This window comes from Actinoalloteichus caeruleus DSM 43889, assembly GCF_000429185.2.
GTDB classification, from domain to species: domain Bacteria; phylum Actinomycetota; class Actinomycetes; order Mycobacteriales; family Pseudonocardiaceae; genus Actinoalloteichus_B; species Actinoalloteichus_B caeruleus.
Map to the genome: position 1 here is coordinate 5,367,733 of NZ_AUBJ02000001.1, position 21,250 is coordinate 5,388,982.

Below are 21,250 nucleotides of genomic sequence, written 5' to 3' on the forward strand. Positions count from 1 at the left end.
AACCTAGCGGCTACCCTCCGTGGCGACATCCGCCAGATCACCTAATGTCAGCTGTCCGGGGCTGGCCGGCCGATCGATGCCCGGTGCGCCTCGGCGCGGCGGACGCGCCGCCCCTCAGCAGGCCGCGCTGGGGCGCTCGCGGCGCGGATCGCACCGCTGCCGCACCCGGGCGAGGATCTCGGTGGCGGTCCGTTCCCGCCGATCGGCCCGCAGCTGACGCCAGAGCGTGACGGCCCGGGTCGCGGTCTCCTCGGCCGAGGAGTAGGCACCGGCGCGTTCGTGGGCCTCCGCGAGCCGGGTGAGGGCCATCGCCTGGAACGACTGGTGTCCGATGTCGACGCACCGGCGGTGGGCCGCCCCGAGCAGTGACAGGGCCTGGTCGTGGTCGCCCAGCCGGCTTCTGGCCTCCCCCGCGAAGCCGAGGAAGGTGATCTCGGCCAGCATCGTGTGCAACGACCGGGCCAACTCGACACCCCGCTCGGCCCGGCGGAGTGCTCTCGCCACCTCCCCCAGCCGCAGGTCGTGCTGTGTTCGCCCGTGCAGGTAGCGCAGTTCGCACCGGGGGTCGTCGACGGCGACCAACCGCGACTCGACGATGTCGAAGAGCTCGTCGGCCTCCGCCGTCCGGCCGGCGGCCGTGAGCGCGCCCGCCTCGCAGCAGAGGCCCTCCACCACCAGCGTCGGGGCGACCCCATCGACCCGTTCCGCCAGGGCCGTGAAGGCCCGGAACTCCCGCAGCGCGCCGAGCTGGTCGCGGAGCCCGGCGTGGCAGTAGCCCAGTGAGAGCCTGACCTGCAACATCTCCGTCGGTTCCAGGCTGCCGGCGTGGCGGCGGAGAACGTCCTCCAGGAGTCGGCGGGCCTCCGAGAAGTCCCCGAACTCGCCGATGGCCGCCGCCACCGCGAGCCGCGCCCTGGGCAGCAGGGGATCGTCCCCGGGCAGGGCGTCGGCGACCAGCCGCCACAGCGCGGTCAGCTCACGTTGTCGACCGAGGGATTCGAAGTAGGGCCGCACCGAGTCGAGGAGTCCCACGGCCTCCTCGAGCAGCCCGTGCCCCACCAGGTCGGCGACGACGCCGGACAGGGTGCGCTTCTCGCCGAGCAACCACTCCCACGGGGCCTCGACGATCGTCCGCACGGTCTCCTCCGGGACCGGTCGCGCCGTCACCGCCCTCGGACGCGGCAGGGTCGGGTACACGCCCGCCCGGTCCGCCGCGCGCTCGGCCACCTGCCGCACCCCGGCCACCAAGCGGCGCAGTACGTCGCGACGTTCGTCCACGTCCCGTTCGAAGAGCCGTTCCCTGGCGTAGTCCCGCAACAGGGAGTGGAACCTGTACACGGGCCACCCGTCGTACCCGGGGGCGTCGATGTCCAGGAGGTACCGGGAGACCAGCTCGTCCAGCGCCCGGTCCGCCTGCCAGGGGGCGAGCAGGCGGAACATCCAGTCGGACACCGTCTCGGTGTGCAGCACGCCCAGGGTGTCCAGCGACCGGGCGGCCACCGGGGTCAACGCGTCGTAGGTCGCGGAGATGGCGGCCCTCACCCCGGTTCCGCCGTCCTCCGCGCTGTCCAGCCGGGTGCGTTCCGCGCGCAGACCCCGCAGGAACGCCGCCAGCGGGAGGTGCGGGGTGGAGGCGAGCTTGCCGGCCACCACCCTGATCGCCAGGGGAAGGCCCTCGTACCGGGCGACGATCTCGTGCGCGGCCCCGCTCTCCCGCGCGGCCCGGTGCCGGCCGATGGTCAGCCCCAGCAGTTCGTAGGACTCCTGGTTCGACAGCGGGCCGAGCTGCACGTACCGCATCCCCGCGAGCCCGGTCAGGCGGAACCGGCACGTGATCAGCACGGAGCAGCCCGCCGTACCCGGGATCAGCGGTTCCAACGACTCCGGTCTCTCCCCGGCGTCGTCGAGTACGAGCAGCACCCGGCGATCGGCCAGCCGGGACCGGTACAGCGACGCCCGTTCCTCCAGGGAGGCCGGCAGCAGTCCCGGCGGTACCCCGAGGGCGCGGAGGATCTCGCCCAGCAGCTCGATGGGCTCCTTGGGGTGGCCGGAGCCACCCCCGAGCCGGATGTAGAGCTGTCCGTCCGGGAACCACGAGCGGAGCTGGTGCGCCGTGTGCAGGGCCAACGCCGTCTTGCCCACGCCGGGTGGCCCGCAGATCGCCGCGACGGGCACCGCGGTGCCAGGAGCGGACTCCGCCAACACCGACCGAAGGGTGCGGAGTTGCTCCGCCCGCCCGGTGAAGTCGGCGATGTCCGCGGGAAGTTGGTACACGGGCTCGGACACCGGGAAGGCGTCGACCTCGTCGGTGGGGCGCCGGGCGCTGCCGACGCCCCTGGCGGGGGCGCGGGTTCGGTGGGAGCGTGCTGGTGGCCGGCGGTCAGGATGGCCTGGTGCAGCTCGACCAGGTCGCGGCTCGGTGAGACGCCCTGCTGGTCCCGCAGCATCCCGTAGAACTCCCGGTAGGCCTCCAACGCCTCCGTGCGCCGGCCCGACGCGTGCAGCACCCGCATGAGCTGGCCCCAGCGCCGTTCCCGCCAGGGGTTCTCGCTGAGCAGGCGCCGCAGTTCCACCGTCAGCGTCACGTGCTCCCCGGTCGCCAGGTCGGCCTCGATCCGGTGGTCGAGGGCGAGGTCGCGGCGCTCGCCGAGCGCCCGGCGGGCCGCGGTCACCGACGGGGACGGGACGACGTCCGCCAGCGGCTCACCGGACCACAGGTCCAGTGCGTCCCTCAGCAGGGCGGTGGCGAGCGCGGGGTCCCCGGCCTCCAACTCGGCCACCCCCTCGGCCACCTGGTGGCGGAAGACCTCCGAGTCCACGTCCTCGGGAGGGCAGCGCAGGCGGTATCCGGCCGGTTCGCGCACCAGCAGGGTTCCGCCGTCCGCACCGAGGAACCGGCGAAGCCGCATCACGTAGTTGCGCACCAGGTCGTTCGCCCGGGTGGGTGGTGTCTCGCCCCACAGCTCGTCCACGAGGCGGGACGTCGAGACCGGCAGGTCGCGGTTGATCAGCAGCACGGCCAGCAGCGACCGCCACTTCGGAGCGCCGACCGGGACCCAGGAATCGTCACGGCGGACGCGCAGTGGGCCGAGCACGCGGAATCGCATCGGTCCTCCCGTCCGTGAAACAGGGCATGGTGCGGTGCGCTGAATGCGCCGATCGTATGACGTGGGCTTCGTCCGGGAGGTTCCACTTCTCACGATCGTGGAGAACGGCTCGCGCCGTCGGCGCCGTGCGGCCACGCCCGGCTCGCCGTCGCTCGATCCGGGGGTTCCCGAGGGGCGAGACGCGGCCGAGCACCGCGAGGAGGACCATGATCAGCCCTGGTCAGGGGCGGTGTCGGTGTCGGTGTCGGTGTCGGTGCCGGTGCCGGGGGCCGGGTGGCCGGGGGTGCCCCGGCCACCCGGCGGTGAGGACGTCGTTCCGATCTCAGGCCGCCGTGCTCCTCGAACGCACCGAGCGCGGGTGCCTTCGCCGATAACGGATTCGGTCGTCCCCGGAATTCCGGGAATTCTCCCGCTCCATCCCGGGGACCCGGCTCACCCCGACCCGCGCGAGTCGGTGCCCAGCAGCGGCAACGCGATCGTCGCCACCTCGTGGGCCTCCTCGGCCACCTGTCCGTAGTCGGTCGTCCGTTGCCGCACGGGACGGCCGATCCCGGTCGCCAGCTCTCGGAGTTCGGTGATGCTCTTGCGGGAGCCGTGCCGCGATCCCGCCATGCGGCTGATCGTCTCCTCCATCAACGTGCCCCCGAGATCGTTCGCGCCACCCCGCAACAGCTGGCGGACCCCGTCGTCGCCGAGTTTCACCCAGGAGCACTGCACGTTGTCGATCCGGCCGTGCAGCACCAGCCTGGCGACGGCGTGCACGGCCCTGTTCTGCTCGGCCGTCGGGCCCGGCCGGGCGAGGCCCGCCAGGTAGATCGGCGCGTTGGTGTGCACGAAGGGCAGGGGGACGAACTCGGTGAACCCGCCGGTGTCGTCCTGGATGGCGGCCAGGGTCCGCAGATGGGCGACCCAGTGCTCCGGGGTGTCCACGTGGCCGTACATCATGGTCGCCGACGAACGGAGACCAACCCGGTGCGCCGTGGTGATCACCTCGATCCAGGTGGCGGCCGGGAGTTTGCCCTTGGTGAGGACCCAGCGCACGTCGTCGTCGAGGATCTCCGCGGCCGTGCCGGGTATCGAGTCCACACCGGACCGCTTCGCCTCGACGAGCCACTCCTCGATGGACATGCCGGTGCGACTGGCGCCGTTGACGACCTCCATCGGGCTGAAGGCGTGCACGTGCAGCCCGGGTGCGCGGTTCCGCACCGCCGAGGCGATGTCGAAGTAGGCCGTCCCGGGGAGGTCGGGGTGGATGCCTCCCTGCATGCACACCTCGGTGGCGCCCAACCGCCAGGCCTCCTCGGCCCGGTCGGCGACCTGCTCCAGGGACAGGGTGTAGCTGTCCGCGTCGCCGCGCCGCTGCGCGAAGGCGCAGAACCGGCAGCCCGTGTAGCAGACGTTGGTAAAGTTGATGTTCCGGTTCACCACGTAGGTGACCTCGTCACCGACGACGTCCCGTCGCACGTCGTCGGCGAGCCGGCACACCTCCTCGAGTTCCGCTCCCGTCGAGGTGAGCATCGCCAGCGCCTGGGCGTCGCTCATCGCCGCGGGGTCGTCCTCGGCGACCCGCAGCGCGGCACGCACGTCCCCGTCCAGCCGAGGGGGCGCCCCGGCCGCCGACCGGTCGAGCCTGGCCCGCAACTCGTCCCAGTCGCCGTAGACGCTGTCGAAGTCGTCGCGCCGGTCCCGGCTGCGGCCGGCGGTGTCGATGGTGTCGTGCAGGTCGGTCCGGCCGGACTCGGCCAGGCCCAGCTCGGGCTCCTGCCAGGGCGCCCCCCGCGGGATCGCGCCCTCCCTCGCCAGGCCGTCCTCGTCGGCGAGCGCGTCGACATGGGCCCGGAGACGCGGGTCAAGCCAGGGCTCGCGGAGGTAGGGCGGGTAGGCGGTCAGCCGTTCCCGCAGGACGAAACCCGACTCCGCGCAGCGCTGGGCCAGCTCGTCGATCTCCGGCCAGGCCCGCTCCGGGTTGACGTGGTCCGGGGTCAACGGGGAGATGCCACCCCAGTCGTCGATCCCGGCGCGGAGCAGGAGGGCGTACTGCTCGTCCACCAGGTTCGGCGGGGCCTGGATGCGGGCGGAGGTGCCCAGCACGAGTCGGGCGACGGCGATGGTGGCCGCCAGGTCCTCGACCTCCGCGTCGGGCACGCCGCGCATCGCGGTGTCCGGCTTGGCGCGGAAGTTCTGGACGATGACCTCCTGGATCCCGCCGTAGGCCCGCGAGATCCGCCGCAGCTCGAAGAGCGACTCCGCCCGTTCCTGGTCGTTCTCCCCGATGCCGATGAGGATCCCGGTCGTGAACGGGACCCCGCTCCGCCCGGCGTCCTCCAGGGCGCGCAGGCGCACCGCCGGTTCCTTGTCCGGGGAGCCGTAGTGGGGGCCGCCCGGTTCGGACCACAGCCTGGTGGCGGTGGTCTCGAGCATCATGCCCATCGAGGGGGCCACCGGCTTCAACCGCTGGAACTCCTCCCAGGTCAACACGCCCGGGTTGAGGTGCGGCAGCAGGCCGGTCTCCTCCAGCACCGCGATGGCGCAGGCGCGGAGGTAGTCCACGGTGGACGACCACCCGCGTTCGGCGAGCCACTCCCGGGCCGCGGGCCACCGCTCCTCCGGGCGGTCGCCCAACGTGAACAGCGCTTCCTTGCACCCCAGCCGCGCGCCGTCCCTGGCGAGGGCGACCACCTCGTCCCGTTCCAGGTACGGAGCCGCGACCCTGCCGGGCACGGTCGCGAAGGTGCAGTAGTGGCACCGGTCGCGGCACAGCCTGGTGAGCGGGATGAAGACCTTCCGCGAGTAGGTGACCACTCCCGGCCTGCCGGCCGCGGCCAGCCCGGCGTCCCGGACGCGGGCCGCGCTGGCCATCAGGTCCGTCAACGCCTCGCCCCGGGCCGAGAGCAGCACCCGTGCCTCGTCCACGTTGAGGGTGACCCCGTCCCGGGCACGACGCAGGGCCCGACGGAGTGCGGAAGAGCTCACCGGCAACGGCATGACACCACCTTCTTCCGGCGCCGCCCCAGCGCCGCCGGTTCGCCTGATCCGCTGGGAGGTCCCAGCCTGCACCCGCCGCCCTGGCTTGCCAAGTGATCGGTCGGCGTGCCGGCCGATCAGGTGGCCCGCCGGTGCTGCCGGGACCGTCCGAATCAGACCCAGAGCACCGCGATCGCGGCGTTCACGAAGGTCAGCGCTCCGGTTGCCAGGAACATTCCCGTCGAGGGGGTGGTCCGTCGGCGCGCCAGCAGGATCAGGACGACCACGGCGAGGGCGACGAGCAGTTTGATCCCGATCTTCATGTGGTCGACCGGGAGGTCCTGCGCCTCACGGAGCCCGACGAGGGCCGCTCCGGTGACGAGCTGGACGAGACCGCCCCACCACATCACCTCTCCGGGCTTGTGGTCCCCGGCGCGCCACTGCACGAGGAAGCCTCCCAGCAGCAGGGCCAGACCCACGAGATGGGCCAGAACGAAGAGGAGCCGCACGACGTCCATGGGGTGATCCGTTCCGTGGTGGTGGCGACGACCCCGCCTGGGTCCGCACCCGAGCGGCGGATCAGCCGCCACGTTGTGGTCAGTTCGGTGGCACGAACGTACCAACAGGATGAATCGGGCCCCTCGCACGAGGTCGCCAGTTCGTGGTCGGTGTCACTCGGTGACGGTTGGACAGACGTCAGGGGCGGTCGGAGCACCGTGTGCTCCGACCGCCCCTGGTCGTGGAGGTGACGCCGGGCGTCAGCTACCGATGTTGGCCGGGCCGGCCTCCTGGGCCGCCTGGGCGCCCTCGGCCGAGCGGGTCTCGATGCGCTCGGTGATGTCGGCGTCGCGGGACTGCGTGGCCAGCGTCATGGTGCGGGCGGAAGCCTGCACCGGAGCCAGCTCGGCGCACTGACCCAGCGACTCACCGCGGACACGGTTGTCCGTGCCGCGCGGGGCGGGGTCGTTGTCGGTGCAGCTGAGGTCGCCGCGGACGATGTTGTTGCTCACGTACCCGTCGGCGCTGTTGCCCTCGAAGGACAGCCCACCACCGAACACGTTGGTGCCGCAGCCGCCGTAGGGCTGGGCGGCGCCGACCTGGAGGATCTGGCTGTTGCCGACGAAGGCGGCGTCGCCGTCGACCTCGGTGGAGCAGAGGACGCTGCCCTGCTCGGCCCCGCTGACGCGGAAGTCGCCGGTCACGACCGAGTCGTAGACGTCGGTGAGCAGGCTGCCCTCGGAGCTCAGGCTGCCCTCGACCCAGCTGGACTCGACCAGCACCTCGCTGTTCTGGGTCGCGACGTCACCGGTGATGTCCGAGTCGAAGCTGTAGAAGAAGCCCGAGTCGGTGGCGGTGGCACCGCTCAGCTCGCTGTCGTAGGCGTAGGTGCCGAAGGCGTTGGCGAGGGTCACCGAACCCGACACCGACGAACCGGCGGCGTCGAGGAAGCCGTTCTCCCGCACCGTGACCGAGCCGTTGATGGTCACGTCCTGGAGCAGCAGGTCGGAACCCTCGAAGACGGTGACGTCGCCGTTGATGACGGTGCCGGTCAGGTCGCACGACTCACCAGCGGGGACGACCAGGTTGTTGGGCACTGTCACGGCGCCGGCGGTGCCCACGCAGTGGGTCGTCAGCGCGGCGTGCGCGGCGGGGGCCGCGAGGAAGGTGGCCGCCCCGGCCAGGGTGGTCGTGAGGGCCGCGACGGCGGCGGTGCGCCGACGGGCGGGCTTCACACCCCGTCCAGTGGCCGTGTTCTGCTGCGCCGACGGAATTGCCGAGTTCGCGAGGTCCACGCTGTTCTCCTTGTTATACGCCTGTGAGCACCGGGTACAAATGTATGGGCGGGGCGCGGCAGGTCAACAAGACGGCAAAAAGGTTTGTCTGCCTGTGGCCAGGCTGTAACGGATTTGACCGACCGGAGTTATCGGTTCGTGTCCGACTTGGTGCACCGCGACGCATCTGTCTGGGACGGGCTCGTCGCTCCGCGTGCGCGGGACCATCGCCTGCCCGGGTGGTCGACCTGGAGGAGCCGCGGCCCCGGCGCCAGGGCGGGTGGCGCCGAGGTCCGCGAGAGTGCCGGGTCCGCGCAGCTCCCCGAGGGTGTTCCTCCTGTCGAGCTCCCGTCGTCGCCGTGCGGCGCGCCATGATTCCTGGTTCCGCTCCGTGTCCGCGTTCTCCCGTTCGGGGAACGGGTGACTCCCCGGCGATCCAGTGGGTGAATTGCTCACCTCGCGCGGGTGGCGGGAGGAGAGGTGGCGCGCAGCGGGTTGACCGGGTGGTGAGCTGCGGTTGGCGCGCCCGCCCGGTCGAAACCCCTCCCATTCACCGCCGCCATCGCGGGAATGGAAAAAAGCGGAACAATCGCCGGATGAACGGTTCGGCCTCCCGTGGAACCGTTCGGGAGTGCCATTGCCCGGCCGCCCGGCCGCCGGAATGCTCGACAGGATGCCGCCCGGCTGCGGCACCCGGCCGGCCGGCCTGGCTCCGGCGGCGGATTGTGGCCGTCCCGGCCCGCTCCTAGTGTCGGAGGGCACGGGTGGCGGGCATGGGCGCTTCGCCTGCCGGGAGGGGAGCCGGCCCAGCTCCTCCGGTCCACCCCGAGCGCCGCCGAACGCACCCGTGGGGGGAACCATGAGAGGTCGACCCGGACTCGTGCTGGCCGCACTGGCGGCGGTCTTCCTGGCCGCGATCCCCACGACCAGCGGAACCGCCGGCGCGGAGCCCGGGAACTCGGAGGCCGCGGCGCCGACCGCCGTCGTCGAGGTCGCCGATGACTGGAACCCGCCGGCCCACCTGCGCCAGCCCCTCCAGGAGGTGTGGGACCACGTCGAGGCCACCTACCCGGACCTGCACGGCTTCCGCAACTACGGCTGGGACCAGGTCATGGCCAACGGCGGATACCTGAACTTCTGCGTGCGCTGGGACTCCTCGCGGCCGGTGTCCGAGGAGCTCCGGGACCGCATTCACGAGACCCTGCGTCGGCAGTACCGGAAATGGACGGACGTGATGCTCGACAACGGCCAGGGGCACAACGCCTGGCCCTACACCGAGGTGCCCGTCACGGTGGTGGGGTGGGCCGTCCGGGACAGGGACACCCTGCGATGGGATGACGACTCGGTCGACATCTACGTCAACGACATCCGCGAGGGCGCTCCGCAGTGCGCCGAGGAGTGCGGCCGGTTCTTCAACCAGGACGGCGACTACTCCCGGTGCCCCGGAGGAACGGCGCGGCACTACGACCAGTCGCTGTGGCTGACCGAGGGGATGAGCGGTGGCGCGGGCGGTGACTGGGGACAGCGCATGGGCAGCGAGTACTTCGTCGACTCGCTCGACGCGGAGAACGTCACGATCCTGTTGCACGAGATCGGCCACACCTTCGGCCTGGACGACTTCTACGACTGGACGCCGACCGGCGTCAGCGAGTTCATCATGCGGGCGGGCAGTTCGCCGCACATCACCGAGTTCGACGGGTGGATGCTCCGCGACTTCTGGCGGAACGTGAAGCACCGGTACGGCCTCTGACGGCCACGCCCCCACCCCGCCTCGGGCCGCCCAGCGGATCGGGTGGGCAGGGCCTGGCTGAGTCGAAGCCGGCACCGGCCGGTTACCTCGTCAGCGCGGCAGGGCCACCAGCTTCTCGGGGTTGACCACCTCGTACACCCCCAGCACCAACCCGTCCCGGATGGCGAAGGACGTCACCCTGCCCCCCGGTTCGTCGCGACCGCCCCAGCCCGAGCCGGCGGCGAGCATCATTCCGAGGTCGCCGTTGACCAACACCGCCCTGCCGGCCGTCACCGGCAGCGTGCCGTGCCGGCGCAGCAGGCCGAGGAACAGTCGCGCCACCTTCTCCGCGCCGACGACCACCCGGAGCGCCGTCCTGGCCCGACCGCCACCGTCGCTGATGAACCTGACGTCCGGGTGGAGGAGGGAGGTGACGGCGACGACGTCCCCGGAGCGGAGCGCCACGAGGAAGCGGTCCAGCACCTCCCGCTGTTCGACGAGGGCCGCGCGGGGAGGCGGGTCGGCGGCGGCCATCGTCCGTCGACCACGGACCGCGTGCTGCCTGGCCGTGGCGGGAGCGCAGCCCAGCGTCGCCGCCACCTCGTCGAAGGGCACCCCGAAGGCGTCGTGCAACACCACCGCCACCCGCTGCTCCGGCGTCAGCTCGTCGAGGACGACCATCGCCGCCATCCGCACGCCGTCCGCTCGCACCACGGAGGCCAACGGATCGTCCTCCCCGCCCTCGAGGGTGGTGACCAGGGGCTCCGGCAGCCACTGGCCCACGTAACGCTCCCGGCGCCGCTGGGCGGACCGCAACCGGTCGACGCAGAGCCGACCGACGGTGGTGGTCAGCCAGCCGCGCAGGTCCCGCACCTCCGCGAGTTCCGCATCCCCCAGCCGGGACAACCGGAGCCAGGCGTCCTGCACGGCGTCCTCGGCGTCGGCGCGGCTGCCGGTGAGGCGGTAGGCGACACCGACGAGGTGGGCCCGGTGGGTGCCGAAGGCCCGGGCCAACTCCTGGTCCCGCCCGTCGACCCCTCGCACCGCGTCCCCACCCACGGGCGGATCGTAGTACCGACGACCCGCTCCGCGACGGACGGCGGGTGAACGAGCCGACCGCGCGGCGCCGGGAGTCCCCGAGGGCAGGGGCCGGGCGCTTCGGGGTGGCCGAGCCGACGACGGTCTCGTCCTCGCAAGGGGAGTGGTACTCGTTGACCTCGGAAAAGGCGAGCGCGGACATCCCCGGCGCGCTGCTAGAGTCGCAGCGTGGCCACTGTGGGAGAGGACGCGGACGCGCAGGGTGGTGTGCCGGACCCGACCGGCGCGGGTGCGCTCCTGGTCCAGGTGGGCGCCTACGCGGCCGGCTTGTTCGCCGAGAGGGCGGCCGCGCTGGGCCTGTCCGCGCCCCAGGTCAAGATCCTGCGAGCCGTGGACGCCGCACCGGGGCTGAGCCAGCAGGCGCTGGCGGACCTGCTCGGAATCCTGCCCAGCCGGGTCGTCGGTCACGTCGACGACCTGGAAGCCAAGGGCTTGGTCGAGCGCCGGCGGAACCCCGAGGACCGCCGGCTCCACGAACTGCACCTCACGGTGGCGGGAGCGGCGCGCATGGACGACGTCGACCGGATGGTCGCCGACCACGAGAGCGCGCTGTGCTCCTCCCTGTCCTCCGAGGAACGCCGGGTGCTGGCCGGGCTGCTGACGGCGATCGCGATCAGGCCATCCGGTGAGCAGGCGTCAGGAGGCCGGGGCACCACCAGGACGGCGGCCGACCGGGGCCACGCGACCCGCTGATCCGCGTCCGCTCCCCAGTGAACAGGACGAACGGGGACAGCGGAACCGGTCCCACCACGGGGATGGCGGAGCCGCCCGTGATCGGGGCCATCCCGCCGCACCCCTCCGCGCCTGGGGTGGCTCACGGCGAAGGCGCGACACGGCAGGGCGCACCCGGTGGCGCGCGTCGGCTCCGCCACCGGATGACCGGACGGCCAGCCGCCTGGCCCACCGCTCGGCTCGACGGCCACCCGGGCCAGCGGGAGTTCCTGGCGGACCTCGTCGTGGTCGCGGTCGCTCCGGCGGACCGGGAGGACGAGAACGCTGCGCCCGCGACGCGGCGGCGTTCCGCCGCGTGAGCCGACCGACCACGCCGGTGCGCACCGGAGCCCCCGGTCCCTGGCCCGGGGCGGCGGGTCCGGCGGTCCCCGACCCGGGGCGGCCCGGTGCCGCGAGCGTTCCCCGGCCGGTCGTCCCGGCCTCGTCCGACCGGGGTCAGCGCCGGGACCAGTCGTGCCGGTCGGCCCCGGTGCGCAGCGCGCGCAGGCGTTTCCGGAGTTCCCCCGCTGCCCACTCGTCGTCGGCCCTGGCGCTCAACCAGCAGGTCATCAGCACCTCGCGGATGTCCGCGAGCCGCTGGTAACCGGGCCAGCGGCGGATGTCGTAGCCGTAGGCGTCCGAGAAGGCCCGGTACTCGGCCTCGGTGTGCCAGCCGAACCTGTCCGCGAAGAGAGCCGTCTGGAGCAGGTCCCACTCACGCGGACCCGTCGCCGCGTACTCGAGGTCGAGGAGCAGCGGTCGGCCCGCACCGTCCACCACCGCGTTCCCGGTGTTGGCGTCACCGTGCACCACCCCCGTCGGTAGCACGAAGTCGAGGTCGGCCCAGTCGGTCCGAGCCTGGTGCACCCGCCCGCGCAGGTAGTCCAGGTCCTGCTCGTCGAGCGGGGCGGACGCCAGCCAGTGGTCGACGCGGGCGAAGGGGTTGAGGGCTGGCAGGTCCAGCTCCGGCGGTGCCGTGAGCTCGTGGAACCGGCGGAGCAGCGTGGCGAGTTGCCCGGTCGTGGCCGGGGCTGTGACCTCGACCGCCTCCCAGCAGGTGACGACCCGACCCAGCACCATCATCGGTTGGTCGAGGTCGAGCGGGACGGCGGCCGGGAAGTCCCGGGTCCGCAGCCACCGGGCGACGGCCACCTCCCGGCGTGCCGCCGGGAGCAGGGCCGCGGACCTGGCGATCCGGACGACGACCGGCCCGACGCGGTAGACCGCGTTGTCCCCGATCCGCATGAGCCTGGCGTCGGGGGCGGACATCCCCGTTCGCCGGCACACCTCCCGCAGGACCGTTCCGGCGGTGTCCGGGCTGAGCGGCTGGTTGCTGCTGTCGTGGTCGGGCGGCACCCGACGACCGTATCCCGGGTTCCGGCGGCGCCGAGGGGACCGTGGCCGAGGACGGTGGGAGGCGTGCGATGCTCCAGGAGGAGTGCGATGGCCCGGCGGAGGACGGAGATCGGTGTGGGCGAGTTCGACGAGTTGACGACGCCCGTGGTCGCGGCTCCGATGGCCGGTGGCGCGAGCACCCCGGACCTCGTCGTGGCCGTGAACTCGGCGGGTGGCCTCGGGTTCCTCGCGGGTGGCTACCGCTCCGCCCAGGAGATGCTCCACCAGGTGAGCGAGGTGCGGGGCCGCACCGACCGGGCCTTCGGTGTGAACCTGTTCGTGCCCGGCGAGGACCGGGCCGTCCCGGCGGAGCTCGACGAGTACCGGCGGCGGCTGGCACCCGAGGCCGCCAGGGTGGGTGTCGAACTGGGGGAGCCGCGCTGGGATGACGACGGTTTCCCCGCCAAGCTCGCCGCTCTCCTCGACGATCCCGTGCCGGTCGTGTCGTTCACCTTCGGGCTGCCGGACGCGAGCGCCGTCCGTGCGCTGCGCCGGGCCGGCAGCCTGGTGGTCGTGACCGTCACCTGCGTGGAGGAGGCCCGTGCGGCGGCCGAACGGGGAGCCGACGCGCTGTGCGTGCAGGGAGCCGAGGCAGGTGGGCACCAGGGGTCCTTCGACGACACCGAGGAACGGGTCCAGCCGCTGGCCTCCCTCCTGGCGGCGGTGCGAGCCAGTGTCCCGCTGCCCCTGTTGGCCGCCGGCGGCCTCGCCTCGCCGGCCGCGGTGCGGGCCGCGCTCGGTGGGGGAGCGGTGGCCGTCCAGGTCGGCACCGCCCTGCTCCTCGCCGACGAGAGCGGCGCGAGCGCGACCCACCGGGCCGCTCTCGTCGATCCGGAGCCGAGGACGACGAGGGTGACGAGGGCGTTCAGCGGTCGTCGGGCGCGTGGCCTGGTCAACCGCTTCCTCGCGGCCCACGACGAGGCCGCGCCGGCCGCCTACCCGCAGGTGCACCGCATGACGGCGCCGCTGCGGGCGGCGGCCGCCCGCGCGGGGGACACGGGCACGACACACCTGTGGGCGGGCACCGGCTTCCGGTCCGCCAGCGCCCGCCCGGCCGCCGCGATCTGCCAGGAGCTGGTCGGCTGACCCGTCACGGGGCGGACGGTCGTCGTCGCCAGCAGCGGGAGTGCGGTGTCCACCCCAGCCCACGGCGTTCGGCGCCCCGCCGCCCGTCCTCGGCGCTCCCCTCCACGGGTCATGAGTACTGGTCGGCGAAGTCCACGGTGGGTGCCACCGGGGTGATGACGTCCACCAGCACGCCGTTGGGGTCCCGGGTGATGAAGTGGCGCTGCCCGAAGTCCTCGGTGCGGAGATCGAGCAGGCAGGGGAGTCCCGCCCGTTCCACCAGGCGCGCGTACTGGGCGTCCACGTCGTCGACTTCGATGTTGATCAGCACGCCGGTCGCGGTCGCGCCCCGGTGGCTCTCCGGCAACGTGGGGTGGTCGGCCGCGAGGAGGGCGAGCTCCTGGTGTGGCGCGCCGCGGTGGCGCAGGCTTACGTACCAGTCCGACTCGAAGGTGATGTCGAAGTCGAGGTGGAGGGTGTAGAAGTCGAGGCTCTCCCGCAGGCGGGTGGTGCACAGCACCGGATAGCAACTGGTCAGCGTCATGGTTCCCGTCCTTCCCTTCACATACCCTCGGTATGTGACCTGGGGGACGCTAGGACGCATACCCTCGGTATGTCAAACTGGGGTACCGGAAGGAGACCGATGGGAGCGACGACGTCGAGCAAGGCCCGGCAGCGCGAGGCGACGCGACAGGCGCTGATCACCACGGCCCGCGCGCTCTTCTCCAGGCGGGGATACGCGGAGGTGGGGCTCAACGAGATCGCACGGGAGCTCGCGCTGACCAAGGGCGCGCTCTACCACCACTTCGGCAGCAAGGCCGGCCTGTTCCGAGCCGTGGTGCGCCAAGCGCAGGAGGAGGTCGCCGACCGCGTCGTCGCAGCCGCCGAGCGGCAGGGTGACCCCTGGGAGGGCCTCCTCGCCGGCTGTCGCGAGTTCCTGGTCGCCAGCTCCGCCCCCGAGGTGCGGCGCGTCATGCTCGTCGACGGTCCCGCGGTGCTCGGCTGGGAGGAGTGGCGCGCCCTGGACGAGGAATCGTCGGCGCGTCACCTCGACGAGGTGCTCGACCAGCTGATGACCGCGCGCGTCATCGACCAGCAACCACGGGAACCACTGGTGCGCCTGCTCTCCGGCGCCATGAACGAGGCCGCGCTCTGGCTGGCCCGCGCCGACTCCCCGGCCCAACTGGAGGAGACCGTCGCCGCCCTGCGCCGACTGCTCGGATCGCTGCGTTCCTCCCCGGGCGGGTCACCCACCCGCCAGCCCCCGGTCGGAAGGACGGGCAGCGCCGAACAGCGGGCCTGACGGCGGCCTGGCGGGGAGTGCCTGGGAGTGCCGGGGCACGGGCGCCAGCACGGCCCAGGTCGGCGTTCCGCGCTCACCTCCCGGTCGCGGCGTTCACGACCGGGAGGCCGAGCCGCGGCGCGATCAGCAGGAGTCGTACTGGTACGTCGGCGACCCCGGCGGGGTGACGTTCACGTCCCGCAGGACCACCGAGACGCTGTCACCGATCTCGGCGCAGGTCGACTCGAAGTGCTGGCGTTCGTACTCGATGGCGATCAGGTTGTCGCCGAACACCTGCCGGTACAGCTGGCACTCCCGCCACATGCCGCAGTTCTCGGCGATCGCGAAATCGAACCCGATCTCCTCCAGCGACACCGCGCGCGGCAACTCCACCGTGTTCTTCTGGGCCGCGGCCATCCCCAGGTCGTGGGTGACCTCAGTCAGCCGGGCCGCGAAGTCCACCGCCTCGTCCTGCCCGAAGGGGACCAACTCCTCGACCGGCGTCCCGTCGAAGCGCATCCACGAGTCGAGGTTGTCGAACTCCACCGCCGAGAACCCCTTGTCGGCGCAGGTCTCCAACATCGGCCGCAGGTGCTCGACCGCGTCGATCCGGTTGCCCTCGGTCGAGATGTCGACGAGGTACTCGCCGCCCCAGTTCGGGTCGTCGCCCAGTTCGAGGAGCACCAGGTGGGACGGCCAGTTCGACAGCTCATCGGGTCGTGTCCCGGACCAGTCCGGTTGGGTCTGGAAGGCGTTGACGTAGCAGATGCCGTAGACGTCCTGCGGGACGGAACCGTAGTACCAGTCGCGGGACACCACCGTCACGTCCTCCGGTAAGGGGTACTCACCGCCGATCTGGTAGTCGAAGGAGGCGTTGACCGGCGGCGCGGCCCACCCCTGGGCGTCCTCCCGCGCCACCGTCGTCGATTCCGGCTCAGCCGGCTGCCCGGCGGCGGACCCGTACGCGCAACCCGTGGCGAGCAGGCACAGCGCGAGGGTGGCCGCGGTGGAGTGTCGGGACATGCTCTCGTCTCCTCGCAAGCGACTCGTGCGGTCGTCCCGCGCCGAGCGGGACCTCCCAGCCCGGCGCGAGAACGGGGCGGAGCGTACGACAGGTTGATCTTCCTGCCTACCGCCAGCCGGGCCCGTGGTGTGCGACGGCACACCCGGCCGGCCGCCGGCTCTCGGGACACCGGACGTGCGAGGCACCCGGCCCGAACACTCCCGCTTCCTGGCCGACCAGGGCCGAACCGGGGGCGGGGCGGATGCCGGGGGCGAGCGAGCATGTCCCATCGCCCCCTCGTTCGGACCAACGTGGCCACCCTGACGGTCCCGCCCACCACCAGGGCGTCGGCAAAGACTTCGGTCCCACCGCAGCGACTTCTCCCGGTAGGCCACCCACGCTGGAACCGACCGACCGGGACCGGGACGGGTGGCCAGCCGGAGCGGAGGGCAGCGCCGGGGCCCCTCACCCGGCGCCATGCTCCGAACCAACCCTGGGGGCCAGATGCGCGTGCTGTTCGCAGGTCTTTCCTCGATCGGCCACTTCTTCCCACTCCTTCCCCTCGCGACGGCGATCAGCCGGCACGGACACCACGTCGGCTATGCCATCGACGCCGGGCTGCACGGACGGGTGGCGGCGTTGGGGCTGGAACCGGTCGCGGCGGGGATGTCCATGCCGGCGGCGTTCGAGGAAGCCGCCCACCACGTGTTCGGGCGACCCGTCCGCATCGCGGACCTGCGCCCGGAGCAGATCCCGGGCTACCTGGCCGTCGTCTTCGGCTCGGTGCTCCCGCGCCGCTACGCGGATGACCTGGAGGTCGCACTGCGACGGTTCCGCCCCGACCTCCTCGTCTACGACGCGGTCTGCCCTGGAGCTGGGATCGCGGCAGTGGCGGTGGGCGTTCCCGCGCTTGCCCACGGACTGGGTCACCGCACGCTCACCCAGCTCTCACCCGAGTACGTGAGCAGGGTTCGGGACTTCGCGGCCGAACGGAAGCTGCGTCTCGACCTGACCGACCCCAACCCCCTCGGACATCCCTACCTCGATATCTACCCGCCCTCGATGCAGGACCCCGACTTCGTGGCCGGCGCGAGACGAGTCGAACTCCGTCCCGTCCCCCACGTCGACGATGCCCACCCGCTGCCGCCCCTACCGGCCTCCACCGGTCACCGCCCCCGGGTCTACGTCACCTTCGGCACCGAGGCCGGGGCGGAGGGCGCCTCGGCCGCGATCCGCGAGACGGTGGCGGGTCTCGCGGTACTCGACGCGACGGTCCTCGTCGCGACCGGTCCGAAACTCCCCGTGGACGTGCTGGGGGCCCCACCGGACAACGTCATCGTCCGTCCTTGGGTGGCGCAGGCGGCCGTACTGCCCCACCTCGAACTCGTCGTGAGCCATGCCGGTTCGGGAACGATGCTCGGCGCGCTCGCCAAGGGCCTGCCCCAACTGCTCCTCCCGCGAGGAGTCGACCAGTTCGTCAACGCCGACGCCGTCCTCGCGGCCGGCGCCGGTGAACGGCTGCTGCCCGAGGAACTCACCGCCTCGGCGGTGGCGGCCTCGGCGCGACGCCTGCTCGCCGAACCGACGTTCCGCGCGTCGGCGCGACGGGTCGCGGACGAGATCGCCGCGATGCCCGGCCCGGACGAGATCGCCGACCACTTGCCCGACATCCTCGCTCAGCTGACCGCGTGACCGCGTGACCGCGTGACCGCGTGACCGCGTGACCGCGTGACCGCGTGACCGCGTGACCGCGTGACCGCGATCGCAAGCCAACCGTCCACACCCGCGAAGGAGCGTCCACGATGGACGAGGTGCCGTCGAACCGGCTGATCAACCCCAAGGTCCTCAGCGGCGACCCGGGCCCGCCCCGCATCACCCCCGAGGACGCCCGGTACGAGGACCTCGCGCTCCGAGTGAGGAACGAGCGGTTCGAACACCGTCCCCGCTACTTCCGCGTCCCCCGGACGACCGAGCAGGTCGTGACCGCCGTCACCGAGGCAGTGCGGGCGGGGGACCGGATCACGATCCGCAGCGGAGGCCACTCGATGGAGAACTCCGTCGGCGAAGCCAGCGACGGCGTGATCATCGACCTGTCCGCCATGAACGGCGTCTACCACGATCCCGGGAGGAGGGCCTTCGTCGTGGAATCCGGTGCCACGCTGGGCGAGATCTACCGGGTCCTCTACCTGACCTGGGGGGTCACCATACCGGGAGGCTGGGGGCACTCGGTCTGCGTCGGCGGCCACATCCAGGGCGGGGGATACGGGGTGCTCTCCCGCAGCCTTGGCTCCGTCGTCGACTACCTGTTCGCCGTCGAGGTCGTCGTGGTCGACGCCGACGGCACGGCACGCGCGGTCATCGCCACCCGGGACCCGGCCGACCCCCACCACGAGCTGTGGTGGGCGCACACGGGCGGCGGCGGTGGCAACTTCGGCGTCGTCACCCGGTACTGGCTGCGAAGCGCCGTGACCCCGGGTGACGACCCGGCCCAACTCCTACCCCCACCGCCCGCCACCCTGCTCACCGGTGTGCGCCGCTGGACCTGGGACGGGCTGACCCGCGACGCCTTCCACCAGCTGATGGACAACCACGGGCGGTGGCACCAGGCCAACAGCTCCCCCGGCTGCCGGTACGCCGCACTCGCCTCCCGACTCGTGGTCACCGGGCGGGGCGACCAGGAGGACGGCGAAGCCGTCGTGGTCGCCGCCATGATCGACGGGGGACTGCCCGACGCTCGCCGCATGCTGGCGGACTACCTCGACGAGGTCGGCGACGGAGTGGGCGGTGAGCAGCACATCGGACAGGCGACACCGTGGCTCTACACGATGATGCCCCCTGTGCCCGATGGCGACGCCCACCGGGGAGCGGAGTACGACCGGTACAAGGGCAAGGCCGGGTATCTCCGGCGGGGCTTCACCCGCCAGCAGATCGACACCGTCTACGACTACCTGACCAGCCCCCGGGCCGGAGTCGAACTCGCCAGGCTGTGGCTGCTCGCCTACGGCGGCCAGATCAACGCGGTCGACCCGGCCGCGACCGCGCTCGCCCAGCGCGACTCCGTCCTCAAGGCCGTGTACATCGCCATCTGGTCCGACGCGGCGGACGACGCCGAGAACCTCGACTGGATGCGGAGGTTCTACCGGGACGTCTACGTCGAAACCGGAGGTGTTCCCGTTCCCGGTGAGGTCCACGACGGTACGTACATCAACTACCCCGACACCGACCTGGCCGACCCGGCCTGGAACACCTCCGGCGTGCCCTGGCACTACCTGTACTACAAGGACAACTACGAGCGGTTGCGACGGGTGAAGCGCGACTGGGACCCACGCGACGTGTTCCGGCACGCCCTGTCCGTCCGCCCGGCCGACCCGCCCGGCGAACCCGCACCCACCCCTTGAACCACCCGGGGGGTCAACTCGTGATCCGCCAGCTCCTCGCGTGCTCGTACTGGTCGTACAGGCGGGAGAAGATCCCGCCCGTGTTCCGCAGATCCGCCGGTGTCCCGACCTCCGCGATGCGCCCCCTGTCGAGGGCCACCACCTGATCGGCCGTGGCCAGCGTCCCGGGGCGGTGGGCGATCACGATGACCGTCCGTTCGGGGTCCACCGACAGGTTCGCGATGGCCTGGCTGACGGCACTCTCGTTCTCGGGGTCGAGCGCCGAGGCCGCCTCGTCGATGAGCACCACCCGGGCCCGCTTGAGGAAGGCCCTGGCGATGGAGACCCGCTGACGTTCGCCACCCGAGAGCTGGGTGCCGCCCTCCCCCACGCGGGTCCGCCACCCCGCCGGCAACCGTTCGATGACCTCGTCGAGGCGGGCGTTGCGAGCAGCCTCCTCCAACTCCGCCCGGCTCGCCTCCGGCCGGGCCAGCCGGAGGTTCTCCTCGATCGTCGTGTCGAACAGGTAGACGTCCTGGAAGACGATCGCGACGTCGTTCAGCAGGACCGGGTGGTCCAGCTCCCGGACGTCCACGCCGCCCACCAGCACGCTGCCGGAATCCACGTCGAAGAACCGCGCCACGAGCCGGGTGATCGTCGTCTTCCCCGACCCGGAAGGCCCCACCAGCGCCGTGGTGGTGCCCGGCCGGCACCGGAAGGAGACATCGGTCAGGGCGGGTGTGTCCCCGTAGGAGAAGGTCACCCGGGAGAACTCGATGTCGGCGCTCCGGAGAGAGCGCACCGGGTTCGGGTGGTGGGGGAGGGCGGGGATGCGCAGCACCTTCTCGACCCGCTCGGCGAGGTAGTCCATCGCTCCGATCCCGGACGCGTGGTCGATCATCGCCCCGAGCGGTTCCAGGAAGCGGATGGCCAGGATCAGCAGTGCGAGGGAGTCCGCCACGGACAGCGTGCCGGACAACAGGAACTGGACCCCGAGAACCAGCACCACCACGTAGCCGATCATCACGACCCCGCTGTAGGAGAGGTCGGGGAACAACATCCGGTCCAGGCCACGCCGGTACTGCGAGCGGTGGTCGTCCAGCGCCTCCCGCATCCGCGCGCTGCCCGTGGAGCTGGTGCCCGCCGCCCGGAGCACCGGCTGCGCCTGGCCGAACTCGATGGCGCGTCCGGCCACCTCGTTCGCCGCGATCTCCATGTCGACCGACACCCGGGCAACGGTCCGACGGGAGACCCGCATCACGGCCAGGGCGAGCGGGAGGGTGGCCAGCAGCACCAGCGCCAGGCGCCAGTCCACGGCGAAGGTCACCCCGATGACGGTGACGGGCACCAGGACGCAGGTGATCGCCGGTGCGGCGACGGTCACCGTCAGCTGGGACAGGACGCCCGTCACGTTCGTGACCGTGCGGACGAAGGTCGCCTTCCTGTCCGAGGTGAACCATCCCAGGGGAAGGGTGGTGACGTGGCGCATCAGGTGGTGCCGGAGCTGTTCGGCCAGCTTCATGCTCGCCGTGAACCCCAGAGGCGTGGCCACCACGCTCAGCACCGCGTACAGGGCCAGTCCGAGTCCGCCAACGACGAGCCACGGGGCGGCGGCCGCGAAATCTGGCTCCGGGCGCAACACCGCGCGCAGGATCGGGATCAGCAACCCGAGCAACAGCCCCTGCAGCACGGCGAGGACCGCCGTCATCAGCCACACACGGACCATCAGGCCGGGATGGGGCCACAA

The 21,250-nt window shown here is 72.2% G+C and carries 16 protein-coding genes and 1 pseudogene; 7 read left to right on the forward strand and 10 right to left on the reverse strand.

What is annotated here, in order from left to right; genetic code table 11:
• Nucleotides 1-114: 114 nt before the first annotated feature.
• The 5 genes and pseudogenes from G443_RS21870 to G443_RS21885 all read right to left on the reverse strand — a co-directional run bounded on the left by G443_RS21870 (nt 115) and on the right by G443_RS21885 (nt 7,864).
• Nucleotides 115-2,286, reverse strand: coding sequence for an AAA family ATPase (locus G443_RS21870; RefSeq protein ID WP_253860265.1), 2,172 nt, complete (start codon nt 2,284-2,286; stop codon nt 115-117).
• A gap of 107 nt (nt 2,287-2,393) precedes the next feature.
• Nucleotides 2,394-3,107: pseudogene (locus G443_RS25920) on the reverse strand (AfsR/SARP family transcriptional regulator); the annotation flags it as partial.
• A 432-nt stretch (nt 3,108-3,539) separates the two neighbouring features.
• A complete protein-coding gene (locus tag G443_RS21875) occupies nt 3,540-6,092 on the reverse strand; it encodes a bifunctional FO biosynthesis protein CofGH (protein ID WP_035274334.1) in 2,553 nt (850 codons plus the stop codon).
• A 152-nt stretch (nt 6,093-6,244) separates the two neighbouring features.
• On the reverse strand, nt 6,245-6,589 hold the full coding sequence (locus tag G443_RS21880; RefSeq protein WP_016696902.1) for a hypothetical protein: 345 nt from the start codon (nt 6,587-6,589) through the stop codon (nt 6,245-6,247).
• Between the two features lie 240 nt (nt 6,590-6,829).
• Entirely contained in the window at nt 6,830-7,864 is a 1,035-nt protein-coding gene (locus tag G443_RS21885) for a hypothetical protein (RefSeq protein ID WP_103056308.1), read from the reverse strand.
• Nucleotides 7,865-8,702: 838 nt separating this feature from the next.
• Between G443_RS21885 and G443_RS21890 the strand changes: the two genes are divergently transcribed.
• The gene (locus G443_RS21890; protein WP_026418562.1) at nt 8,703-9,593 is read left to right on the forward strand and encodes a hypothetical protein; all 891 of its coding nucleotides are present in this window, start codon (nt 8,703-8,705) and stop codon (nt 9,591-9,593) included.
• Nucleotides 9,594-9,683: 90 nt separating this feature from the next.
• Here the strand turns inward: G443_RS21890 and sigJ are convergent, their stop codons facing one another.
• Nucleotides 9,684-10,631: an RNA polymerase sigma factor SigJ gene (gene sigJ, locus G443_RS21895; RefSeq protein ID WP_016696899.1), complete on the reverse strand. Its 948-nt coding sequence runs from the start codon at nt 10,629-10,631 to the stop codon at nt 9,684-9,686.
• Between the two features lie 207 nt (nt 10,632-10,838).
• Between sigJ and G443_RS21900 the strand changes: the two genes are divergently transcribed.
• Together G443_RS21900 and G443_RS21905 are read left to right on the forward strand one after the other, a co-directional pair.
• Nucleotides 10,839-11,363, forward strand: coding sequence for a MarR family winged helix-turn-helix transcriptional regulator (locus G443_RS21900; protein ID WP_245533403.1), 525 nt, complete (start codon nt 10,839-10,841; stop codon nt 11,361-11,363).
• 182 nt (nt 11,364-11,545) lie between these two features.
• Nucleotides 11,546-11,701: a hypothetical protein gene (locus G443_RS21905; RefSeq protein ID WP_155886100.1), complete on the forward strand. Its 156-nt coding sequence runs from the start codon at nt 11,546-11,548 to the stop codon at nt 11,699-11,701.
• 136 nt (nt 11,702-11,837) lie between these two features.
• Here G443_RS21905 and G443_RS21910 read toward each other — a convergent pair whose 3' ends face one another.
• Complete coding sequence (locus G443_RS21910; protein WP_026418561.1) at nt 11,838-12,737, reverse strand: phosphotransferase family protein; 900 nt, start codon at nt 12,735-12,737, stop codon at nt 11,838-11,840.
• Nucleotides 12,738-12,824: 87 nt separating this feature from the next.
• Here G443_RS21910 and G443_RS21915 point away from each other — a divergent pair, with 87 nt between their 5' ends.
• Nucleotides 12,825-13,862: a nitronate monooxygenase gene (locus G443_RS21915; RefSeq protein WP_051313875.1), complete on the forward strand. Its 1,038-nt coding sequence runs from the start codon at nt 12,825-12,827 to the stop codon at nt 13,860-13,862.
• A gap of 109 nt (nt 13,863-13,971) precedes the next feature.
• Here the strand turns inward: G443_RS21915 and G443_RS21920 are convergent, their stop codons facing one another.
• On the reverse strand, nt 13,972-14,385 hold the full coding sequence (locus G443_RS21920) for a VOC family protein (protein WP_016696894.1): 414 nt from the start codon (nt 14,383-14,385) through the stop codon (nt 13,972-13,974).
• Between the two features lie 99 nt (nt 14,386-14,484).
• Between G443_RS21920 and G443_RS21925 the strand changes: the two genes are divergently transcribed.
• Entirely contained in the window at nt 14,485-15,144 is a 660-nt protein-coding gene (locus tag G443_RS21925) for a TetR/AcrR family transcriptional regulator (protein ID WP_026418559.1), read from the forward strand.
• Nucleotides 15,145-15,267: 123 nt separating this feature from the next.
• Here G443_RS21925 and G443_RS21930 read toward each other — a convergent pair whose 3' ends face one another.
• Nucleotides 15,268-16,146, reverse strand: a complete 879-nt coding sequence (locus G443_RS21930; RefSeq protein ID WP_016696892.1) for an endo alpha-1,4 polygalactosaminidase — start codon at nt 16,144-16,146, stop codon at nt 15,268-15,270.
• Nucleotides 16,147-16,630: 484 nt separating this feature from the next.
• Between G443_RS21930 and G443_RS21935 the strand changes: the two genes are divergently transcribed.
• Together G443_RS21935 and G443_RS21940 are read left to right on the forward strand one after the other, a co-directional pair.
• A complete protein-coding gene (locus G443_RS21935; RefSeq protein ID WP_026418558.1) occupies nt 16,631-17,818 on the forward strand; it encodes a glycosyltransferase in 1,188 nt (395 codons plus the stop codon).
• Between the two features lie 110 nt (nt 17,819-17,928).
• Entirely contained in the window at nt 17,929-19,524 is a 1,596-nt protein-coding gene (locus G443_RS21940) for an FAD-binding oxidoreductase (protein WP_081715381.1), read from the forward strand.
• Nucleotides 19,525-19,537: 13 nt separating this feature from the next.
• On the opposite strand, the gene G443_RS21945 is transcribed toward G443_RS21940, so the two are convergent.
• Nucleotides 19,538-21,229: an ABC transporter ATP-binding protein gene (locus G443_RS21945; RefSeq protein ID WP_245588766.1), complete on the reverse strand. Its 1,692-nt coding sequence runs from the start codon at nt 21,227-21,229 to the stop codon at nt 19,538-19,540.
• Nucleotides 21,230-21,250 lie beyond the last annotated feature (21 nt).